Genomic DNA, 21,526 nt, shown 5'->3' with positions numbered 1-21,526 from the left:
ACTTTGAACCATGGCCACTATCCACGTAGACGGCAAAGCGCTCGAAGTCGATGGGGCAGACAACCTGTTACAGGCATGTCTCTCACTAGGCCTCGACATCCCGTATTTCTGCTGGCACCCCGCGCTTGGTAGCGTCGGTGCCTGTCGCCAGTGTGCGGTCAAGCAATACACTGACGAGAACGACACCCGTGGTCGTATCGTCATGTCGTGCATGACGCCAGCCACCGACAACACCTGGATCTCCATCGACGATGAAGAATCCAAGGCGTTCCGCGCCAGTGTCGTTGAATGGCTGATGACCAACCACCCCCACGACTGCCCGGTCTGTGAGGAAGGCGGTCACTGCCACCTGCAAGACATGACGGTGATGACCGGCCACAACGAGCGCCGTTATCGCTTCACCAAGCGCACCCACCAGAACCAGCAACTGGGCCCATTCATTTCCCACGAGATGAATCGTTGCATCGCTTGCTATCGCTGCGTGCGTTTCTATAAAGACTACGCCGGCGGCACCGACCTCGGCGTGTTCGGCGCCCACGACAACGTGTACTTCGGTCGCGTTGAAGACGGCGTGCTCGAAAGCGAATTCTCCGGCAACCTCACCGAGGTCTGCCCGACCGGTGTGTTCACCGACAAGACCCACTCCGAGCGCTACAACCGTAAATGGGACATGCAGTTCTCGCCGAGCATCTGCCATGGCTGCTCCAGCGGTTGCAACATCTCGCCAGGCGAACGCTACGGCGAACTGCGTCGCATCGAAAACCGCTTCAACGGTTCGGTCAACCAGTACTTCCTGTGCGACCGTGGCCGTTTCGGCTATGGCTACGTCAACCGCGAAGACCGCCCGCGCCAGCCACTGCTGGCCGGCGGCGCCAAGCTGAGCCTGGACGACGCGCTTGATAAAGCCGCCGAACTGCTGCGCGGCCGCAACATCGTCGGTATCGGTTCGCCACGCGCCAGCCTCGAAAGCAACTTCGCGTTGCGCGAACTGGTCGGCGCTGAGCACTTCTACAGCGGTATCGAAGCCAGTGAACTGGAGCACATCCGCCTGGTCTTGCAAGTGCTGAACGACAGCCCGTTGCCGGTTCCGAACATGCGTGACATCGAAGACCACGACGCGATCTTCGTTCTCGGTGAAGACCTGACCCAGACCGCCGCGCGTATCGCCCTGTCGCTGCGCCAGTCGGTCAAAGGCAAGGCCGAAGACATGGCCGACGCCATGCGCGTACAACCTTGGCTCGACGCTGCGGTGAAAAACATCGGCCAGCACGCGCTGAACCCGCTGTTTATTGCAAGCATCGCTGAAACCAAACTCGACGATATCGCCGAAGAGTGCGTACACGCAGCACCGGACGACCTGGCTCGCATCGGTTTCGCCGTGGCCCACGCCCTCGACGCCAGCGCGCCTGCCGTCGAAGGCCTGGACACTGAAGCCGTTGAACTGGCCCAGCGTATCGCCGACGCCCTGCTGGCCGCCAAACGCCCATTGATCATTGCCGGTACCTCGTTGGGTTCCAAGGCGCTGATCGAAGCCGCTGCCAACATCGCCAAAGCCTTGAAGCTGCGCGACAAGAACGGCTCCATCAGCCTGGTCGTACCGGAAGCCAACAGCCTCGGGCTGGCCATGCTCGGTGGCGAGTCCCTGGACGCGGCACTGCACGCCGTGATCGACGGCAACGCCGACGCCATCGTCGTGCTGGAAAACGACCTGTACACCCGCACGGATTCGGCCAAGGTCGACGCCGCGCTGGACGCTGCCAAAGTACTGATCGTTGCCGACCACCAGAAGACCGCCACCAGCGAGCGTGCCAACCTGGTGCTGCCAGCCGCTACCTTCGCCGAAGGCGACGGTACCCTGGTCAGTCAGGAAGGCCGCGCCCAGCGCTTCTTCCAAGTGTTCGACCCGAAATACATGGACGCCAGTATCCTGGTTCACGAAGGCTGGCGCTGGCTGCATGCCCTTCGCGCGACCCTGCTGAACCAGCCAATCGACTGGACCCAGCTCGACCACGTCACCGCTGCCACCGCCGCAAGCGCGCCGCAGCTGGCACGTATCGTCGATGCGGCTCCGTCCGCCGCGTTCCGCATCAAGGGCATGAAACTCGCCCGTGAGCCGCTGCGTTACTCCGGTCGTACCGCCATGCGCGCCAACATCAGCGTGCACGAACCGCGTACGCCGCAGGACCCGGACACCGCGTTCAACTTCTCGATGGAAGGTTACTCCGGTTCGGTCGAGCCACGTCAGCAGGTGCCATTTGCCTGGTCGCCGGGCTGGAACTCGCCGCAGGCCTGGAACAAGTTCCAGGACGAAGTCGGTGGTCACATCCGCGCTGGCGACCCGGGCACCCGCCTGATCGAAAGCACCGGTGACTCGCTGAACTGGTTCGCGTCCGTCCCGCGTCCGTTCAACCCGGCCCCGGGCACCTGGCAGGTTGTGCCGTTCTTCCACCTGTTCGGCAGCGAAGAGAACTCTTCCAAGGCCGCGCCGGTTCAAGAACGCATTCCAGAAGCCTACGTGGCCCTGGCCAAGTCCGAAGCCGACCGCCTTGGCGTCAACGAGGGTGCCCTGCTCAGCTTGAACGTGGCTGGCCAGACCCTGCGTCTGCCGCTGCGCATCAACGAAGCGCTGGGTGCTGGCCTGGTTGCCCTGCCGAAAGGCATCGCCGGTATTCCAGCGGCGATCTTTGGCAAAACCGTTGACGGTCTGCAGGAGGCAGCGCAATGACTTGGTTCACGCCTGAAGTGATTGACGTGATCATCTCGGTGGTCAAGGCCATCGTGATCCTGTTGGCCGTGGTCGTCGCGGGCGCTCTGCTCAGCTTCGTCGAACGTCGCCTCTTGGGCTGGTGGCAGGACCGTTACGGTCCGAACCGCGTTGGCCCGTTCGGTATGTTCCAGATCGCTGCCGACATGCTGAAAATGTTCTTCAAGGAAGACTGGACCCCGCCGTTTGCCGACAAGGTGATCTTCACCCTGGCACCGGTCGTGGCCATGAGCGCCTTGCTGATCGCCTTTGCGGTCATCCCGATCACCCCGACCTGGGGCGTGGCGGATCTGAACATCGGCTTGCTGTTCTTCTTCGCCATGGCCGGCTTGTCGGTCTACGCGGTGCTGTTCGCGGGTTGGTCGAGTAACAACAAGTTCGCCCTGCTGGGCAGCTTGCGGGCGTCAGCCCAGACCGTGTCCTACGAAGTGTTCATGGGCCTCGCGCTGATGGGCATCGTGGTGCAGGTCGGCTCGTTCAACATGCGCGACATCGTCGAGTACCAAGCGCAGAACCTGTGGTTCATCATTCCGCAGTTCTTTGGCTTCTGTACCTTCTTCATCGCTGGCGTCGCCGTGACTCACCGTCACCCGTTCGACCAGCCGGAAGCAGAACAGGAACTGGCTGACGGTTACCACATTGAATACGCCGGCATGAAATGGGGCATGTTCTTCGTTGGCGAGTACATCGGCATCATCTTGATCTCGGCCCTGCTGGTCACGCTGTTCTTCGGCGGCTGGCACGGACCGTTTGGCATCCTGCCGCAGTTGGCGTTCTTCTGGTTCTTCCTGAAGACCGCGTTTTTCATCATGTTGTTTATCCTGCTGCGCGCTTCCATTCCGCGTCCACGATACGACCAGGTGATGGATTTCAGCTGGCGCTTCTGCCTGCCACTGACCCTGATCAATTTGCTGGTGACTGCTGCCGTTGTGTTGTTGAACACGCCAGCGGCCGCGGTTCAGTGAGGATTTGACCCATGTTCAAATATATTGGCGACATCGTTAAGGGTACCGGTACCCAGTTGCGAAGCCTGGTGATGGTTTTCGGCCATGGCTTTCGCAAACGCGACACCCTGCAATACCCGGAAGAAGCGGTGTACCTGCCGCCGCGTTATCGCGGCCGTATCGTGCTGACCCGCGACCCCGACGGCGAAGAGCGTTGCGTAGCCTGCAACCTGTGCGCCGTGGCGTGCCCGGTGGGTTGCATCTCCCTGCAGAAAGCTGAAACCGAAGACGGTCGCTGGTACCCGGACTTCTTCCGCATCAACTTCTCGCGCTGCATTTTCTGCGGCCTCTGCGAGGAAGCTTGCCCGACCACCGCAATCCAGCTGACACCGGATTTCGAGATGGCCGAGTTCAAACGTCAGGACCTGGTGTACGAGAAAGAAGATCTGCTGATCTCTGGTCCCGGTAAAAACCCTGATTACAACTTCTATCGTGTTGCAGGTATGGCCGTTGCTGGTAAGCCGAAAGGCGCCGCGCAAAACGAAGCCGAGCCGATCAACGTGAAGAGCTTGCTGCCTTAAGGAAGAAAGATGGAATTCGCTTTCTATTTCGCGTCCGGTATTGCAGTGGTGTCCACGCTTCGCGTGATCACCAACACCAATCCTGTGCACGCCCTGCTCTACCTGATCATTTCGCTGATCGCCGTGGCCATGACCTTTTTCGCACTCGGCGCGCCGTTCGCCGGTGTGCTGGAAGTGATCGCCTACGCCGGCGCCATCATGGTGCTGTTCGTGTTTGTGGTGATGATGCTCAACCTCGGTCCGGCTTCGGTCGCCCAGGAACGCGTCTGGCTCAAGCCTGGCATCTGGCTCGGCCCAGTCATCCTCGCAGCGCTGCTGCTGGCTGAACTGCTGTATGTGCTGTTCGCTCACCAGAGCGGCCAGGCCATCGGCCACACCACCGTAGACGCCAAGGCCGTGGGCATCAGCCTGTTCGGTCCTTACCTGCTGGTGGTCGAACTGGCGTCGATGCTGCTGCTCGCCGCAGCCATCACTGCCTTCCACTTGGGCCGCAACGAAGCCAAGGAGCAATGACGATGCCTGCTATCCCTTTGGAGCATGGTCTGGCGGTCGCCGGCATCCTGTTCTGCCTTGGCCTGGTCGGCCTGATGGTTCGCCGTAACATTTTGTTCGTGTTGATGAGCCTGGAAATCATGATGAACGCCGCAGCACTGGCGTTCATCGTGGCAGGCGCACGTTGGGGCCAGCCGGATGGACAAGTGATGTTCATCCTGGTGATCAGCCTGGCAGCCGCCGAGGCCAGTATCGGCCTGGCGATCCTGCTGCAACTGTATCGTCGCTTCCACACGCTTGATATCGACGCTGCCAGTGAGATGCGCGGATGAACATGATCTTTCTGACTTTCGTATTCCCCCTGATCGGTTTCCTGCTGCTGTCGTTCTCTCGCGGGCGCCTGTCGGAAAATGTGTCTGCCTTAATTGGTGTGGGTTCCATTGGCCTGTCGGCCATCGTTGCTGCCTACGTGATCTGGCAATTCAACGTGGCGCCGCCGGAAGGCGGCCACTACACCCTGGTGCTGTGGCAGTGGATGTCTGTGGAGGGTTTCAAGCCAAACTTCGCCCTCTACGTCGACGGCCTGTCGATCACCATGCTCGGCGTGGTCGTCGGTGTGGGCTTCCTGATCCACCTGTTCGCATCCTGGTACATGCGCGGTGAAGCCGGATACTCGCGCTTCTTCTCGTACACCAACCTGTTTATCGCCAGCATGCTGTTCCTGGTACTGGGCGATAACCTGTTGTTCCTGTACTTCGGTTGGGAAGGCGTGGGCCTGTGCTCGTACCTGTTAATCGGTTTCTACTACAGCAACCGCAACAACGGTAACGCCGCACTCAAGGCCTTTATCGTTACCCGCATCGGCGACGTGTTCATGGCCATCGGCCTGTTCATCCTGTTCCAACAGGTGGGCACGCTGAACATCCAGGAACTGCTGGTGCTGGCACCGCAGAAATTCCAGGTCGGCGACTTCTGGATCACCCTGGCCACACTGATGCTGCTGGGCGGCGCTGTCGGTAAATCCGCGCAACTGCCGCTGCAAACCTGGCTGGCGGACGCGATGGCCGGTCCTACCCCGGTTTCCGCACTGATTCACGCGGCAACCATGGTGACTGCGGGTGTGTACCTGATCGCGCGTACCCACGGCCTGTTCACCCTGGCGCCGGATATCCTGCACCTGGTGGGCGTAGTGGGCGGCGTGACCCTGGTACTTGCCGGCTTTGCCGCGCTGGTGCAAACCGACATCAAGCGTATTCTCGCCTACTCGACCATGAGCCAGATCGGCTACATGTTCCTGGCCCTGGGCGTTGGTGCCTGGGACGCGGCGATCTTCCACCTGATGACCCACGCCTTCTTCAAGGCCCTGCTGTTCCTTGCGTCCGGTGCGGTGATTGTTGCCTGCCACCACGAGCAGAACATCTTCAAGATGGGCGGCCTGTGGAAGAAACTGCCACTGGCCTACGCCAGCTTCATCGTCGGTGGCGCTGCCCTCGCAGCCCTGCCGCTCGTGACCGCCGGTTTCTACTCGAAAGACGAAATCCTCTGGGAAGCCTTTGCCAGCGGTAACCAGAACCTGCTGTACGCAGGCCTGGTGGGTGCGTTCATGACCTCGCTGTACACCTTCCGCCTGATCTTCATCACCTTCCACGGTGAAGCCAAGACCGAAGCACACGCAGGCCATGGCATTTCGCATTGGTTGCCTTTGTCGGTACTGATCATCCTGTCGACCTTCATCGGCGCACTGATCACGCCACCCCTGGCCGGTGTACTGCCGGAAAGCGCTGGCCATGCCGGCGGCGCTGCCAAGCACAGCCTGGAAATCGCCTCGGGCGCCATCGCCATCGCAGGTATCCTGCTGGCGGCCCTGCTGTTCCTGGGTAAACGTCGCTTCGTGACGGCCGTTGCCAACAGTGGCATTGGTCGTTTCCTGTCGGCCTGGTGGTTCGCTGCCTGGGGCTTCGATTGGCTCTACGACAAACTGTTCGTCAAGCCTTACCTCGCCATCAGCCACGTACTGCGTAAAGACCCGCTCGACCAGACCATCGGTTTGATCCCGCGTGCCGCCAAGGCCGGTCACACCGCCCTGAGTCGCAGCGAAACGGGCCAATTGCGTTGGTATGCAGCCTCCATGGCGGCCGGTGCCGTTTTGGTGATCGGCGCCATCGTCGTGGTAGCGGCCTGACTATGTTTGATTGCACTGCCAACTTTGCGAACTTGCGAAAGGAAACGAGCCTGTCATGATTCTGCCCTGGCTAATCCTGATCCCCTTTATCGGCGGCCTGCTCTGCTGGATGGGTGAACGCTTCGGCGCCACCCTCCCCCGCTGGATTGCGTTGCTGACCATGTCCCTGGAACTCGCACTCGGCCTCTGGCTGTGGGCCCATGGCGACTATTCATTTGCTCCGGCACCGGGTGCCGATCCAACCTTCGCGCTTGAGTTCAAGCACGTGTGGATCCAGCGCTTCGGCATTAACGTGCACTTGGCCCTCGACGGCCTGTCGTTGTTGATGATCCTGCTGACCGGCCTGCTGGGTATCCTTTCGGTACTCTGCTCCTGGAAAGAGATCCAGCGTCACGTGGGCTTCTTCCACCTGAACCTGATGTGGATCCTGGGCGGCGTTGTCGGCGTGTTCCTCGCCCTCGACCTGTTCATGTTCTTCTTCTTCTGGGAAATGATGCTGGTGCCGATGTACTTCCTCATCGCGCTCTGGGGTCACAGTTCTTCGGACGGCAAGAAAACCCGGATCTACGCGGCGACCAAGTTCTTCATCTTCACTCAGGCTTCCGGCCTGATCATGTTGGTGGCGATCCTGGGGCTGGTACTGGTCAACTTCAACAGCACGGGCGTGATTACGTTCAACTACGCCGACCTGTTGAAAACCAAGATGTCCCTGACCACCGAGTACATCCTGATGCTGGGCTTCTTCATCGCGTTCGCGGTGAAGCTGCCGGTGGTGCCGTTCCACTCCTGGCTGCCGGATGCCCACGCACAGGCGCCGACTGCCGGTTCCGTGGACTTGGCTGGTATTCTGTTGAAGACTGCGGCCTACGGCCTGCTGCGTTTCGCCCTGCCGCTGTTCCCGAACGCCTCGGCCGAGTTCGCGCCGATCGCCATGACGCTGGGTCTGATCGGGATCTTCTACGGCGCGTTCCTGGCCTTCGCACAAACCGACATCAAGCGTCTGATTGCCTTCTCGTCCGTTTCCCACATGGGCTTCGTACTGATCGGCATCTACTCCGGCAGCCAGTTGGCATTGCAAGGCGCCGTGATCCAGATGTTGGCCCACGGTGTCTCGGCCGCTGCACTCTTTATCCTGAGTGGCCAGCTGTACGAACGCCTGCACACCCGTGACATGCGGGAAATGGGTGGCGTGTGGTCGCGCATCGCTTACCTGCCGGCGATCAGCCTGTTCTTTGCCGCCGCGTCGCTGGGCTTGCCGGGTACCGGTAACTTCATCGGCGAGTTCCTGATCCTGATGGGTGCCTTCGTGCAAACACCGTGGATCAGTGCGATTGCTACCTCCGGCCTGGTGTTTGGTTCGGTCTACTCGCTGATCATGATCCACCGCGCCTACTTCGGCCCGGCCAAGTCCGACACCGTCCTGCAAGGGATGGATGCTCGCGAACTGATCATGGTGCTCGGCCTTGCGGTACTGCTGATCTACATCGGCGTGTACCCGCAACCGTTCCTGGACACTTCTGCCGCGACGATGCATGGCGTGCAGCAGTGGTTCGGCACCGCCTTCTCTCAACTCGCTTCGGCCCGGTAAGAGCGCTATGGAATTCACGATCCAACACTTTATCGCGCTTGCGCCGCTGCTGATTACCAGCCTCACCATCGTGGTGGTGATGCTGGCAATCGCCTGGCGCCGCAATCACTCGCAAACGTTCCTGCTGTCGTGTGCCGGTCTCAACCTGGCCCTGCTGTCGATCATTCCGGCCCTCAAGGTCGCACCACTGGCGGTCACGCCACTGATGATGGTCGATGACTTCGCGCTGCTGTACATCGCGTTGATCCTGGTCGCGACCCTGGCCTGCGTCACCCTCGCCCACGCCTACCTCGGCGAAGGCGGCACCGGCTACCCGGGCAACAAGGAAGAGCTGTACCTGCTGATCCTGCTGGCTGCGGCCGGCGGTATCGTGCTGGTCAGCGCTCAGCACCTGGCCGGCTTGTTCATCGGCCTGGAACTGCTGTCGATCCCGACCTATGGCCTGGTGGCCTATGCCTTCTTCAACAAGCGCTCGCTGGAAGCCGGCATCAAGTACATGGTGCTGTCGGCCGCCGGTTCAGCGTTCCTGTTGTTCGGTATGGCCCTGCTCTACGCCGAAGCTGGCAGCCTGAGCTTCACCGGCATCGGCCACGCGCTGGCGGCGACCAGCATGCCTGCGCCGATTGCCCAACTGGGCCTGGCCATGATGCTGATCGGCCTGGCGTTCAAGCTGTCCCTGGTGCCGTTCCACTTGTGGACCCCGGACGTGTACGAAGGCGCCCCGGCGCCGGTGGCAGCGTTCCTGGCGACCGCGTCGAAAGTGGCCGTGTTTGCGGTGATGGTGCGTCTGTTCCAGATCTCCCCCGCCGCCAACACCGGCGTGCTGAGCGACGTGCTGACCGTGATCGCCATTGCTTCGATCCTGTTCGGTAACCTGCTGGCCCTGACCCAGAACAACCTCAAGCGTCTGCTGGGTTACTCCTCCATCGCTCACTTCGGTTACTTGCTGATCGCCCTGGTGGCGAGCAAGGGCCTTGCCGTGGAAGCCATGGGCGTGTACCTGGTCACCTACGTGATCACCAGCCTCGGCGCATTCGGCGTGATCACGCTGATGTCCTCGCCGTTCAAAGGCCGTGACGCCGACGCGCTGTACGAATACCGCGGCCTGTTCTGGCGCCGTCCGTACCTGACTGCCGTACTCACCGTGATGATGCTGTCCCTGGCGGGTATCCCGCTGACTGCCGGCTTTATCGGCAAGTTCTACATCGTGGCGACCGGTGTTCAAGCGCATGAATGGTGGCTGGTTGCATCGCTGGTGCTAGGCTCCGCCATCGGCGTGTTCTATTACCTGCGCGTGATGGTCACCCTGTACCTGATCGAGCCAAACCTGCGCCGCGTGGACGCCGAGCTGCACTGGGAACAGAAGGCAGGCGGCGTGATGCTGCTGGCCATTGCCCTGCTCGCGTTCTTCTTGGGCGTGTACCCACAACCGTTGCTCACACTGGTGCAGCACGCGGTGCTGGGCGTTTGATCGCTTAGCGGGATGCAGTAAACAAAAACGGCGCCTTCGGGCGCCGTTTTTGCGTTATGGGGAAGAATCAGGACACTGCGCCGTACGGATTGATGCGGTCCTTGAGGTCCACGGTGTCGCTGCCAAAGTCATCTACCTTGAGCCTGGTGCGGCTCATCGATAGTGCGACGGGCGCCCACTGGGTGTAACTGCTCTGGCCGTCGAAGCTCAGGCGATAAGGTTCGTGCGCCGTGGCCTGCGGGCGTCAGCACGCAGCTTGTCATTTTGAATGAACCTTTTTGAACGCTCCCGTATCCATCTATAACAACACAGGGAGGCAACATGAGTACCGCAAAAATCTACACCATCAACTACCAACTGCACGGTCAACGGAAGTCCTTTGTGGTGCGCGCCGAAGTGATGAACAACGCCGAGGCATGGCACTGGGCGGCCGTTGATGCCGACATTGCGCATGTCAGTCGCGTGGGTCGAGTCGGCCACGAACAAGTGAAGAAAACTACCCGGCCTTGGGCGGAGAAATTCGGCATTACCGACGTCATCTGGATCGCGCCCAAATAAACAAAAGCCCCGCACAAAGGCGGGGCTCGATTTAAGGCTTTAAGTCGCCCAACGGATCGTAGGGCGGCTTTTTTTCGGCCTGGTCTTTCTTGTCCTTGTCCAGCGGTGCAATGGCAGGGCCGATGGGGTCGACCTGTGGGTCTGCCACATCCGGCGAATCCGGGTCGAAGCCCAATTCATCCTTACCGCTGGCATGCTCGTCTGAAGACGGACCTTTCGGTGGGTTATTCACGGCGATCTCCTTGTTTAGACCGGGCGGGCTTTGTCGTGAAGGTTTTCCAGGTCTTCCTCGACGCGTTCCACGTCGTCGTTCTGACGCTCCGCCGGGTCATTGGGGCGCAACGCATCGTTGTCACGCTCCTCTTCACCGGGTGTGCGATCAGGGTTCGGGGTGCCAGGCGGCGGCTGCTTGTATTCGGACATGGTGGTTCACCTCAAAGGGTCTACACAGATTTAGAGAAACCGCTGTGCGCCATCGTTCAACTTGTTTGCCCAAGCGTGAGATGATGCCCGCCCCTTCTGGAGAAACGACCCGGATGTTCGAGCTCAAACCCTGCGACCCTGTCACCTTTCGCCAACAGACCCGGCGCAGTACGCTGATCGTGGCGGTGCTCTTCCTGGCCCTGGGTATGCTGCTGTCGAGCCTGGCAGTGATGCTGTTCGGCGAGCCCGGCGGTGATAACTTCCGCTTCAATGTCGGCGGCGTCTTCGCCGGGGTGCTGATCACTTTGGCCCTGGTGCGCGGGCCGTTCTGGACCCAGCCTTGGCTGGCGTCGGCGGTGTACGGTTGGCAACTCAAGCGCAGCCTGATGAGCGTGACCAATGTGATGCACAAGGTCACCGAGCGGGCCCAGGCCAATGACCCGACGGCGATCAAGGTGCTGCGTTTTTATCACCTGGGCCTGACGCAAATGCATGAGTTGGACGCCAACTCCAGCGCTCAGGCGCAATTGGTCGGTGAGGTCGAGGCCCATAAGGCCAAGATGCACACGTTGGGCATGGACACCGAGCAAACCCGTTTCGATCCGGCCTGGCTGCAAAGCTTCAAAACCCCTTGAATCATTGCGCTGAGCGTGGCACTTCGCTACGAAACAGCGCCGTACCTGCATAAATAAACAGCAGGACGATCGCGATAATCAAGGCGGTAAATTCGCGTGGAACGTCCGACTTTTTTCAGCACCAGCAGGCAACCAGGCTCACACCCGCCGAGCCGGTACGTAGCTGCCCCCCCTCGCACATGTTCAGTGGCTTGCAGTGACGAACAGTGCACTCAGGTCCAGATGCCCCTCCTTGATTGGTGGGCACCAGTAGTATCCACCGGTCAGCGGCGTGCTGATGCGATACAACCCATCGACAATCCCATCTTCCAGGCCGCTCATGCGGCGCAGTTGCGCTTCAAACGCATCAAAGGAATGACCAAACGCAAGAAACATCAACCCGGCCTGGCCATTCTCGGCCCATGGCATGGAACGGCGTACCACGAAGGCTTGCGGGGTAAAGCTTTCCTGGGCGGTGCGTTTGGTGTGGGCGGACTCGGGGGCGTCGTCGAGTTCTTCGTTGTCGCCGTGGCGACGGCCGATGATGTGGTCGCGCTCTTGCGCAGGCAAGGCGGCGAAGGCGTCGAGGTCGTGCTGCCACTGCTGGATCGCGGCAAAACTGGCGCCGCTGTCGGTCAGGGCCGCTTCAACCGCTGCGTCGTCATGGGGGTTTTCAGTGCCGTCTTCGTAGTCGGTCAGGTCGAAGCCGGTTTTGTAGCGGAAACCTTCGGTCGTCTGCACCAGGCGAAACGCCGGGGCCAGGGCCTTTTCAAACGCGCGGCTGCGCAACAGCAGTTCACCACGATCCACACCGTGCAACCACACCCACAGTGCTTGCTGTGTCGACGGGTTATGCGCGCCCGGCCCGCTGACGGTGGGGAATGTGCGCAGGCCTTCAATCCGTGCGCCCAGCGCGTTTACCAGCAGCTCGCCAAAACCGACCACTGCCGCCGAATCGGCCAACTGCACCAACGCGTCCAGCGCTGCAGGAACGGCGGCCAGGGAATCCACGGCAAAAAACAGATGGCGTGCCTGCAACGGCACCGGTGCGGCAAGAATGCCCGGCTGGTACTGACTCATGTGAACTCCTTCAAGAAAGCCGCCAAGTTTACCCGGCCAGCGCGGGCTTGTGCTCAAGGTTTTCCAGGTCACCGGGCTGCTCTGATGCCGCTGGCCCTTGCCACGCAGCCCTTGGATGGGTGACTCTCTAGTCATGTTTTGCAACTATTCCAGGGGTAGCGACATGACCACCAGCAACCTGCTCGCCCAGCTGTTTCCCACCTGCGCCGCCGACATTCCCGAACAATTGCGCCTGGCAGCGCCCATCGAACAGCGCGATTACCTGGTCGACGGCCAGTTGCAGGTATGGAACGGCCCGTTAGCCAAGGTGCAGAGCCCGGTGCAACTGGGCGACGAACGTGTGCATATCGGCAGCACGCCGCTGCTGGATGCCGACACCGCCCTGACCGCCCTCGACGCCGCCGTACGCGCCTATGACCGGGGCCAGGGCGAATGGCCGACGATGCGCGTGGCCGACCGCATCCAGCATGTCGAAGCGTTCTTGCGACGCATGCGTGAACAACGCGACGCGGTGGTGAAGCTGCTGATGTGGGAAATCGGCAAGAACCTCAAGGACTCGCAGAAAGAATTCGACCGTACCTGCGACTACATCACCGACACCATCAATGCCCTCAAGGAACTCGACCGTCGCTCCAGCCGTTTCGAGCTGGAACAGGACACCCTCGGCCAAATCCGCCGCGTCCCGCTGGGCGTGGCCTTGTGCATGGGCCCTTATAACTATCCGCTGAACGAAACGTTCACCACGCTGATCCCGGCGCTGATCATGGGCAATACCGTGGTGTTCAAGCCGGCCAAGCTCGGCGTGCTGCTGATCCGCCCGCTGCTGGAGGCGTTCCGCGACAGTTTCCCGGCCGGGGTGATCAACGTGATCTACGGCAGCGGCCGTGAAACCATCAGTGCGCTGATGGCCAGCGGGAGGATCGATATCTTCGCGTTTATCGGCACCAACAAGGCCGCCAGCGACTTGAAGAAATTGCACCCCAAGCCGCACCGCCTGCGCGCGGCGTTGGGCCTGGACGCGAAAAACCCCGGCATCGTGCTGCCTGAGGTGGACTTGGACAATGCCGTCAGCGAAGCCGTTACTGGTTCCCTATCGTTCAACGGCCAGCGCTGCACCGCGTTGAAAATCCTGTTCGTGCATGAAGACGTCGTCGGCAGCTTTATCGACAAATTCAACAAGAAGCTGGCCACGCTCAAGCCCGGCATGCCGTGGGAGGACGGCGTGGCGCTGACGCCATTGCCCGAAGTGGGCAAGGTGGATTACCTCAACAGCCTGGTGGCCGATGCCGCGCAACACGGTGCCAATGTGGTGAATGAGCATGGCGGTGAGAGTCGCGGTTCGTTCTTCTACCCGGCCGTGCTGTACCCGGTGAACCCGCAGATGCGCGTGTACCACGAAGAACAGTTCGGCCCAGTGGTGCCGATCGTGCCTTACCGTGATGTAGAGAAGGTGATCGACTACGTGCTGGACTCTGATTTCGGTCAACAACTGAGCATCTTCGGTACGAATGCCGCGGAAGTTGGGCGCCTGGTGGATACCTTCGCCAACCAGGTCGGCCGTATCAACATCAACGCCCAGTGCCAGCGCGGCCCGGACACTTTCCCTTTCAACGGGCGCAAGAACTCGGCCGAGGGCACGTTGTCGGTACATGACGCATTGCGCGTGTTCTCAATCCGCACCTTGGTGGCGACCAAGTTCCAGGAGAGCAACAAGGCGCTGGTCAGCGATATATTGCGCAACCGTGATTCGAGTTTCTTGACCACTGATTACATTTTCTAACAACGCCACATTTGACCGCATACATTCATACCGTCGAGGCCAATTTTAGAACGATGAACCTGCCCTTCTTCGCCCGGCGCCTGTTGCGCCCCTTGCTCGACCCGTACCGCCGCTATCGCCATGCCAAGCTGATCCACGCCGTGCGTGTGTCCATCGGCTTGCTGGCGACGATTATGCTGACCACTGGCCTCAACCTGCCCCATGGTGAGTGGGCCTCGGTGACCATGCTGGTGGTGATCGGCGGCTTGCAGCACCACGGCAATATCGGCAAGAAAGCCGTGGAGCGTGCCTATGGCACCTTGATCGGCGCCAGTGTTGGCTTGTTGCTGGTGGTGCAGGAGGCATACGTCGGCCAGCCGCTGTTGACCTATCTGCTGATGTCGGTGGTGTGCGGCTTCTTTTCCTACCACGCCATCGGCAAGGGCGGCTACACCGCGTTGCTCTCGGCGATCACTGTGTTTATCGTCGCGGGTCACGGCGACAACCCGCTGTCGGACGGGCTATGGCGCACCGTGGATATCCTGATCGGCATCGCCCTCGCCCTGGCCTTTTCCTTCGCCCTGCCGCTGTATGCCGTGTACTCCTGGCGCTACAACCTGGCCAGCGCGTTGCGCGATTGCGCCGAGATCTATAGCCGGATCATCAATGGCGAGTCGGTCACCGATGATCAACACCTGAAGCTGCTCAATCGTCTGAATGCCGCGATGTTGCAGTTGCGCTCGTTAATGCCGTCGGTGTCCAAGGAGGTACGCATCTCCATGACTGAACTGGACGCGATACAGCGGCATTTACGGATGTGCATCAGCACCCTGGAGATTCTCGGCAATACCCGGCCTGACCCTCGCGACGAACCGGCGATGGCGCGGATGCAGGTGATATTGAAGGCCGAGCATCGGCAAATTCGCGTGCAACTGGTGGGCATGGCACGGGCGTTGAAATCTGGCCTAACGGAGCGGTTGGAGCGGCCGAGTCACGCCAGCGTTGAGCCTGGGTTGGACGTGCCGGTCTATAGCGCATTGGATGGCTACCGGCTGCTGACCTTGCAACTGGCGCAGAACATCGGTGCGATGCGCCAGAGGCTGGCCAAGAGTGCCGGGCGCTGGAAAATCTGAATTCGCTGAGAGGAAAAGAAATTCCCCATGCGTTTACAGACTTCAAGGTTTTCACACTTTACCTTACAAAGTTTTCACGTTTTATTCACATCCCGGAACGTAATGTGAAGCCTCATCCGTTACAAACGTTGCATATCAAGCCCGCCGCCCCAGCGGGCTTTTTTTTTGCCTGGAATTCGAGCTAGCGCGCCGCCTTGTTCGCTGGCGCTATCGCCTGCTCACGAATGGCCCGCTGGGTATCCAGCACCTTGGCCAAGGCATGTTCCGCTTCCGGACTTTGCTGTGGCACGCGGATCGCCGCCGACACCAGGGTGATCAACTTGGCCATCACCTCGGCATCCGTCGCCGGACGGCCCAGGCTCATGGAGTTCATCAGCAAGCGCAGCTCGGTCCCGGCCATCACGCCGGAAATCGCCTTGAGGGCAAATTGCAGGCGCACCCCAAGTTCATTGCGCGGCAGATCCGGCAAGGCCAGGGCGAAAGCTTCGAAGAAACGCTGGAACACCGGCTGGTAATGCACCTTGAGGTATTCCTGGATAAACGGCGACGTGTCGCTGTAGACCCGCCCCAGGAACCGGATAAACGAACGCCCTTCCCCACTCGCGCTGGCTGGATCGCTGCGTTCCAGGCCCATGGCGGGGGCAAATAGCACGCCAAGCAAGGTGTCGCAATCGAGTGGGCCGTCGGACTCGGCTTCGCAGCGTGCCAACAGTTCCAGGCGCTGCTCGTTGAGCGGTTCCAGGCGCTGCATCAGCAGGGTTTTCATCAGGGAGTCCTTGTCCCCGAAGTGGTAGTTCACCGCCGCCAGGTTGACCTGGGCACGCTCGGTAATCTGCCGCAACAAAACTGCGTCGTATCCATACTTGATGAAGAGAGCCTCTGTCGCATCCAGCAATCGAGTCTTGGTAATGTTCGGAGCGCTGACTTTCTTCGCGACCATAGAAGTTCCACATGGGAAATATTGTTTTAAAAAATAATTTGATTTTTTATACCGGGGACGTCGCTCGAAAGCAAGTAGTGACACCGTGTCATATTATCAAAAGCCTTTGCAGCCGGGCCCTTTGAGCGTAGCCGAGGTTTTTTTGAAGGGCTTGCTAGCGCCTCGAAGTAATCGTTTCAAAGGGTAAAACCGCTCTACATCCATGGCTGGCGAAGCGGCTGGAACGCGGCTAGTATTCAAACAATATTTTAAAAACAAGAAATAAAACCAGTCTGTGACGCAGACCAGGCAGCTCCCGAACTTGTTACAAGGCTTTACCGGGGGCATGACGGCGGCGTCGAGACTGAAGGCGTAGTCATGATGACAGATACCCTCGCGCACCCAGGCTTGATCTCCCTGCAAGGCATCGGCAAAAGCTATCAACTGGCCGGGCAACACCTGTGCATTCTCAATGATGTATGCCTGACCATCGCCAGCGGCGACAGCTGCGGCATCCTGGGGGCGTCCGGCTCCGGCAAAAGTACCTTGCTCAATATCCTCGGCCTGCTGGACCTGCCCAACTGTGGTCAGTACCACTTCGCCGGCCACGATATCTTCAACGCCACCCCCGATCAGTTGGCGGCCATCCGCAATCAGCAGATCGGTTTCGTGTTCCAGAGTTTCAACCTGCTGCCACGCCTCAGCGCCCTGGACAATGTCGCCCTGCCCTTGAGTTATCGCGGCGTATCGCGCCATGAGTCAGTGGAGCAAGCCCTGCGCATGCTCGAGCAAGTCGGCCTGGCCGACCGTGCCCACCATCGCCCCGCCGACCTTTCCGGCGGCCAGCGCCAACGGGTCGCGATTGCCCGGGCCCTGGTGGGCAAACCCTCGGTGATACTGGCCGACGAACCCACCGGCAACCTCGACAGCACCACCGCCCAGGACATCATGGACCTGCTGCTGGCGTTGAACCGCGAGCAACAGGTCACGCTGATCATCGTCACTCACGACCCGCACATCGCCGAGCGCCTGGAACGCAAGATCCTGGTGCGCAATGGCGTGGTGCAAGAGGCCGGCTGCCTATGACTCAGCAGGGAGAAAGCCGCCTGCGGGTCGAACAAAGCCTCAGCCAACTGCTGCACGAAGCGTTTGTCAGCCTGCGCACCTTAGGCAAGCGTTCGATCCTGGCCCTGCTGGGTATCGTGATCGGCAGCTCGTCGGTGGTGGCGCTGATTAATATCGGCCATAACGCGGCGGTGGATGCGGCGATGATCTTCAAGGACATGGGCACCGACACCCTGATCGCCCAGTTCCCACCTAAAGGCGGCAGCAGTTCACCGATGCCCGCCCGCCTCGACCTGGACGCCGTGCGCCAGGCGGTGCCAGGCATCGCGCACATCGGCGCCCTCACGTTGTTCAGCGGGCCCATCGTATTCCATGGCCGCACCGTCAACACCAACTTCGTCGGCAGCACACCGGATATCAAGGACGCGATGCGCCTGGCACTGCAACAGGGACGTTTCCTGTCGAGCTTTGATGCCAACGAAACCTACGGCGTGATCGGCGCGCAGGTGGCCGAGGCCCTGGGCGTGCCGGGAGATCCGCTGCAGCTGGGCGATCGTGTGCGCATCAACGATTACCTGTTCCTGATTGTGGGCATCCTGCAAGGCCAGCCGCGGGCAATGCTAATGCCGGTGCAGGCCAACGAATCACTGTTCATCCCCGCCGAAGGCATGCGCCGCATCTATGCAGCGCCACAGATCGGCAACGTGATCATCCGCGCCACGCAGGGCCAGGACATGGAGCGCATTGCCAAGGACGTAGCCGCCGCTCTCAAACCGCAACTTCCCGACCACGATGTGGACATCCAGGTGCCCCAGCAAATGATCGACGGCATGACTCGGCAAAGCCGCACCTTCGCCTATCTGCTGCTGGCCCTGGGCGCGATCTCCCTGGTGGGCGGTGGCGTGGGGGTGATGAACGTGATGTTGATGAACGTCTCGGAGCGGCGTCGCGAAATCGGCATTCGCATGGCTCTCGGCGCGCGCCAGCGAGACATCCGCAACCTGTTCCTGCTCGAAGCCATCACGCTCACGGCCGTGGGTGCCTTGTGCGGCGCGGTGTCGGGCATGACCGCCGCGTGGCTGTACGCCTGGCTGTCGGGCTGGGAATTTGCACTCGCTGTCGCGGCCTTGCCGCTGGGGGTGGGCAGCACGTTGCTGGTGGGGTTGTTCTTCGGCATCTACCCGGCAATCTCGGCCTCACGGTTGCAACCGGTGGAGGCCCTGCGCGATGAATAAATGGCTCTGGCTGCTCGCATTGGTCAGCCTGCCTGGCGTGGCCGCCGACGTGGTGATCAAACCGTCGGCGCCGAGCACCACGCGCAGCGGTTACGATCGGAGCGTCTCGCTGAATGCCCAGGCCACCACCATGACCCTGGGCGACGCAGTCTACCTGGGCCTGCGCAACAACCCGGCGATTCGCAGCGCCTACCTGCAACGGGTAGCGCAGAAGTTCGACCTGCGCGTAGCCGAAGATGTATTCAAGCCCAAGCTCACCCTCAACAGCTACTACCGTAATACCCGCGGCTCAGCCGACAACGCGCGCAATGCCAGCGTGGCGCCGGCCACCAGCCTGCTCGGCGAATACGGCACGCGCCTGAGCATGGCCTGGACCCAGCAACTGAGCAACGCCGACCGCGCCGGCCGCTATCGCAGCGACGGTCTCGACCTGGCGATCATCCAGCCACTGCTACGCGGCGCCGGCTGGGACGCCACCACCGCACCGCTGCGCCTGTCGCGCCTGTCGGAACAGGCCAACCGCTTGAACCTCAAGGCCACCGTGGCACAGACCATCAGCCAGATCATCGCGACCTACCGCGAGCTGCTGCGCGCCCAGGAGCAACTGAGCATCGTGCAGGACGCCCTCAAGCGCTCTAACACCTTGCTGCAAGTCAACAAGGCGCTGATCAGTGCCGGGCGCATGGCCGAATTTGAAATCGTGCAGACCGAAGCCGACATCGCCACCCAGCAACTGGGCGTGGAAGAGGCGCAGAACCAACTGGACACCAGCCGTCTCTCCCTACTGCGCCTGCTGGCCCTGGACCTCTCCACGCCGGTCCGCGCCACCGAAGCCCTGGAGGCCCGGCCGATGCAGATCGACAAGCGCCAGGCCTTCAACCTGGCGCAGACCCAGCAGCCGGAATACCTCGCGGCCCTGCTCGGCAGCCAGCAGGCTGACCTCAACCTGGTGATCGCCAAGGACTCCGGGCGCTGGCAGGTGGACCTGGTAGCCGGCGCAAATCAGGTGCGCGACGCCTACAATAACGACGCCGGCAGCAGCAATAATCGCACGTGGGACAGCTACGCCGGGGTGCAGGTGCAAATCCCCATCGGCGATATCAGCACGCGCCAGGCCGAAGTCCGCGCACGGGTAAACGTGGAGGACCAGCAGATCCGCATCACCGACGCGCGCCAGGAACTGGAGCGAAGCGTCAACGATGTAGTGCGCGACCTCGGCACCCGCTGGCGCCAATATGAAATCTCCCAGCGCGCCGTGGAATTGTCGCGGCGCAAGATCGAGATCGAACGGGAAAAACTCAGCGCCGGGCGCTCCACCAACTTCCAGGTGCTGAGTTTCGAGACCGACCTGCGCAACGCCGAAAACGCGCAGCTCAATGCGCTGATCGCTTATTTGAACGCCCAGACCCAGCTCGACTTGACGCTGGGCATGACGCTGGAAAGTTGGGAAATCGCCCTCAATGACTACTAATCAGAAACGCCTGCTGGGCGCTGTATTGATCGTACTGCTGGGGGGCGCGGGCCTGGCCTTGCGCAGCCCTGCGTCCGCGCCGGCCAGCACCAGCGAGCAGTGGCTGGCCGTCAAGCCCGACGCGCTGGTGCACCAGATCGGCCTGGTGGGCAAAATCGAGCCCGACACCACCATCACCCTTACCGCGCCTTTCGATGGCAATGTGCAAGCCAATCTGGTGGAGCAAGGCCAGCGGGTCGAGGCCGGCCAAGTGCTGTTGCGCATGGACCCGACGACCCTGGAGGTGCAACTGCGCGACGCCCTCTCCGCCCAACTCAAGGCCCGGCGCACCGTGCAAGAGATGCAGGACTGGGACAACGGCCCCACCGTCAGCCGTGCACGCCGCAGCCTGCGCACCACCGAAATGACCGCCAGTAACACCCAGCGCAAACTCACCGAAAGTGAAAACCTGTTCCAGCGCGGCATCATCCCGCGCAATGAGTTGGACGACCTCAAGCAACAGACCCAGCAGCAACAACTGGACCTCGCCTCCGCCCGCAGCGAACTGCAACAGGCGATCGACCAGGGCAAGGGCGAATACCGCCAGATCGCCGATATGGAACTGACCAACGCCACGGTGAAATACGACGCACTGCACCAACTGCTCGAAGGCAAAGAGGTCAAGGCACCGTTCTCCGGCATCGTGGTGCCACCGCCCGGCAATAGTGCCTCCTCCCAAGGCGGCGGCAACAACAATGCCCCGGTGCAGGCTGGCAGTAAGGTCAGCCAGGGTGAGGTGTTGTTTGGCCTGGCAAATATCGAGCGGCTGAAAATCGTTGCCAAGGTGTCAGAGCTGGACATCAACCAGTTGCACCAGGGCCAGGCGGTGGAAGTGCTGGGGGATGGTTTTGAGGGGGAGCGACTGACAGGGTCGGTAAGCGTGGTGAGCGGTTTGGCGATTGCCACCGACAGCCAGGGCAGCGCGCAGTTTCCGGTGACCTTGTCGATCCCCAAGCTCACGCCACAACAGCTGCAACGGGTGCGGCTGGGGATGAGTGCGCGGTTGACCATCGTGACCTACAACAATGCGCAGGCGATTGTGGTGCCGAGCCAGGCGATAGGGCCGGACATGACGGTTGAATACCGGGCGGCGATGGATAAGCCGGTGGAGCGGGTGACGGTGACCACTGGGCAATCGACGCCCCAAGGGGTTGAGGTGTTTGGCCTCAAACCTGGGCTTGTGAAAGTCACAAGATAAATGAAGACCC

General features: G+C 61.0%; 20 protein-coding genes. 16 read left to right on the top strand and 4 right to left on the bottom strand.

From position 1 onward, the window contains the following. The first annotated feature begins 10 nt into the window (after nucleotides 1–10). The 9 genes from nuoG (at nucleotide 11) to AACY52_RS12375 (ending at nucleotide 10,580) form a co-directional block, all read left to right on the top strand. Nucleotides 11–2,725, top strand: a complete 2,715-nt coding sequence (gene nuoG, locus AACY52_RS12415; protein WP_339417893.1) for an NADH-quinone oxidoreductase subunit NuoG — start codon at nucleotides 11–13, stop codon at nucleotides 2,723–2,725. After that, nucleotides 2,722–3,729, top strand: a complete 1,008-nt coding sequence (gene nuoH, locus AACY52_RS12410) for an NADH-quinone oxidoreductase subunit NuoH (RefSeq protein WP_012724954.1) — start codon at nucleotides 2,722–2,724, stop codon at nucleotides 3,727–3,729. The genes nuoG and nuoH overlap by 4 nt, the downstream gene beginning before the upstream one ends. A gap of 11 nt (nucleotides 3,730–3,740) precedes the next feature. Continuing rightward, nucleotides 3,741–4,289: an NADH-quinone oxidoreductase subunit NuoI gene (nuoI, locus tag AACY52_RS12405; RefSeq protein WP_003174725.1), complete on the top strand. Its 549-nt coding sequence runs from the start codon at nucleotides 3,741–3,743 to the stop codon at nucleotides 4,287–4,289. 9 nt (nucleotides 4,290–4,298) lie between these two features. Further along, the gene (nuoJ, locus tag AACY52_RS12400; protein WP_049712667.1) at nucleotides 4,299–4,802 is read left to right on the top strand and encodes an NADH-quinone oxidoreductase subunit J; all 504 of its coding nucleotides are present in this window, start codon (nucleotides 4,299–4,301) and stop codon (nucleotides 4,800–4,802) included. Nucleotides 4,803–4,804: 2 nt separating this feature from the next. Then, complete coding sequence (gene nuoK / locus AACY52_RS12395) at nucleotides 4,805–5,113, top strand: NADH-quinone oxidoreductase subunit NuoK (protein ID WP_003174727.1); 309 nt, start codon at nucleotides 4,805–4,807, stop codon at nucleotides 5,111–5,113. Next, complete coding sequence (gene nuoL, locus AACY52_RS12390) at nucleotides 5,110–6,963, top strand: NADH-quinone oxidoreductase subunit L (RefSeq protein ID WP_339427839.1); 1,854 nt, start codon at nucleotides 5,110–5,112, stop codon at nucleotides 6,961–6,963. Before nuoK ends, nuoL begins: the two co-directional genes overlap by 4 nt. 55 nt (nucleotides 6,964–7,018) lie before the next feature. Then, entirely contained in the window at nucleotides 7,019–8,551 is a 1,533-nt protein-coding gene (gene nuoM / locus AACY52_RS12385; protein WP_049712665.1) for an NADH-quinone oxidoreductase subunit M, read from the top strand. 7 nt (nucleotides 8,552–8,558) lie between these two features. Beyond that, nucleotides 8,559–10,022, top strand: a complete 1,464-nt coding sequence (gene nuoN / locus AACY52_RS12380; RefSeq protein ID WP_049712664.1) for an NADH-quinone oxidoreductase subunit NuoN — start codon at nucleotides 8,559–8,561, stop codon at nucleotides 10,020–10,022. A gap of 321 nt (nucleotides 10,023–10,343) precedes the next feature. Then, nucleotides 10,344–10,580, top strand: coding sequence for a DUF6555 family protein (locus AACY52_RS12375; protein ID WP_339417897.1), 237 nt, complete (start codon nucleotides 10,344–10,346; stop codon nucleotides 10,578–10,580). Between the two features lie 31 nt (nucleotides 10,581–10,611). On the opposite strand, the gene AACY52_RS12370 is transcribed toward AACY52_RS12375, so the two are convergent. Both AACY52_RS12370 and AACY52_RS12365 read right to left on the bottom strand, forming a co-directional pair. Further along, entirely contained in the window at nucleotides 10,612–10,812 is a 201-nt protein-coding gene (locus AACY52_RS12370) for a DUF6021 family protein (RefSeq protein WP_314566665.1), read from the bottom strand. Nucleotides 10,813–10,826: 14 nt separating this feature from the next. Further along, on the bottom strand, nucleotides 10,827–11,003 hold the full coding sequence (locus AACY52_RS12365) for a hypothetical protein (RefSeq protein ID WP_339427840.1): 177 nt from the start codon (nucleotides 11,001–11,003) through the stop codon (nucleotides 10,827–10,829). Between the two features lie 113 nt (nucleotides 11,004–11,116). Between AACY52_RS12365 and AACY52_RS12360 the strand changes: the two genes are divergently transcribed. Then, nucleotides 11,117–11,638 carry a DUF3087 domain-containing protein gene (locus AACY52_RS12360; RefSeq protein ID WP_339417901.1) on the top strand — a complete coding sequence of 174 codons (522 nt, stop codon included), beginning with the start codon at nucleotides 11,117–11,119 and terminating at the stop codon, nucleotides 11,636–11,638. Between the two features lie 183 nt (nucleotides 11,639–11,821). On the opposite strand, the gene AACY52_RS12355 is transcribed toward AACY52_RS12360, so the two are convergent. Beyond that, the gene (locus tag AACY52_RS12355) at nucleotides 11,822–12,697 is read right to left on the bottom strand and encodes a Dyp-type peroxidase (protein WP_339417902.1); all 876 of its coding nucleotides are present in this window, start codon (nucleotides 12,695–12,697) and stop codon (nucleotides 11,822–11,824) included. Between the two features lie 163 nt (nucleotides 12,698–12,860). Here AACY52_RS12355 and AACY52_RS12350 point away from each other — a divergent pair, with 163 nt between their 5' ends. Continuing rightward, nucleotides 12,861–14,477 carry an NADP-dependent glyceraldehyde-3-phosphate dehydrogenase gene (locus tag AACY52_RS12350; RefSeq protein WP_339417903.1) on the top strand — a complete coding sequence of 539 codons (1,617 nt, stop codon included), beginning with the start codon at nucleotides 12,861–12,863 and terminating at the stop codon, nucleotides 14,475–14,477. A gap of 53 nt (nucleotides 14,478–14,530) precedes the next feature. Continuing rightward, nucleotides 14,531–15,589 carry an FUSC family protein gene (locus AACY52_RS12345; protein ID WP_339438302.1) on the top strand — a complete coding sequence of 353 codons (1,059 nt, stop codon included), beginning with the start codon at nucleotides 14,531–14,533 and terminating at the stop codon, nucleotides 15,587–15,589. A gap of 181 nt (nucleotides 15,590–15,770) precedes the next feature. Here the strand turns inward: AACY52_RS12345 and AACY52_RS12340 are convergent, their stop codons facing one another. Further along, on the bottom strand, nucleotides 15,771–16,529 hold the full coding sequence (locus AACY52_RS12340; RefSeq protein WP_339417905.1) for a TetR/AcrR family transcriptional regulator: 759 nt from the start codon (nucleotides 16,527–16,529) through the stop codon (nucleotides 15,771–15,773). A gap of 357 nt (nucleotides 16,530–16,886) precedes the next feature. On the opposite strand from AACY52_RS12340, the gene AACY52_RS12335 reads away from it, so the two are divergent. From AACY52_RS12335 to AACY52_RS12320, 4 genes are read left to right on the top strand one after another with little or no spacing between them, the layout of a single operon-like run. Next, complete coding sequence (locus AACY52_RS12335; protein ID WP_339417907.1) at nucleotides 16,887–17,594, top strand: ABC transporter ATP-binding protein; 708 nt, start codon at nucleotides 16,887–16,889, stop codon at nucleotides 17,592–17,594. Beyond that, on the top strand, nucleotides 17,591–18,808 hold the full coding sequence (locus tag AACY52_RS12330; protein WP_339417908.1) for an ABC transporter permease: 1,218 nt from the start codon (nucleotides 17,591–17,593) through the stop codon (nucleotides 18,806–18,808). The genes AACY52_RS12335 and AACY52_RS12330 overlap by 4 nt, the downstream gene beginning before the upstream one ends. Then, a complete protein-coding gene (locus AACY52_RS12325) occupies nucleotides 18,801–20,279 on the top strand; it encodes a TolC family protein (protein WP_339417909.1) in 1,479 nt (492 codons plus the stop codon). Before AACY52_RS12330 ends, AACY52_RS12325 begins: the two co-directional genes overlap by 8 nt. Next, the gene (locus tag AACY52_RS12320; RefSeq protein ID WP_339427842.1) at nucleotides 20,269–21,516 is read left to right on the top strand and encodes an HlyD family efflux transporter periplasmic adaptor subunit; all 1,248 of its coding nucleotides are present in this window, start codon (nucleotides 20,269–20,271) and stop codon (nucleotides 21,514–21,516) included. The genes AACY52_RS12325 and AACY52_RS12320 overlap by 11 nt, the downstream gene beginning before the upstream one ends. The last annotated feature ends 10 nt before the right edge of the window (nucleotides 21,517–21,526 follow it).

This window comes from Pseudomonas sp. EA_65y_Pfl1_P113 (genome assembly GCF_963970525.1).
Taxonomy (GTDB): domain Bacteria; phylum Pseudomonadota; class Gammaproteobacteria; order Pseudomonadales; family Pseudomonadaceae; genus Aquipseudomonas; species Aquipseudomonas tritici.
The sequence above is the reverse complement of the archived record's forward strand: the minus strand, read 5'-3'. Positions and strand labels throughout refer to the sequence as shown.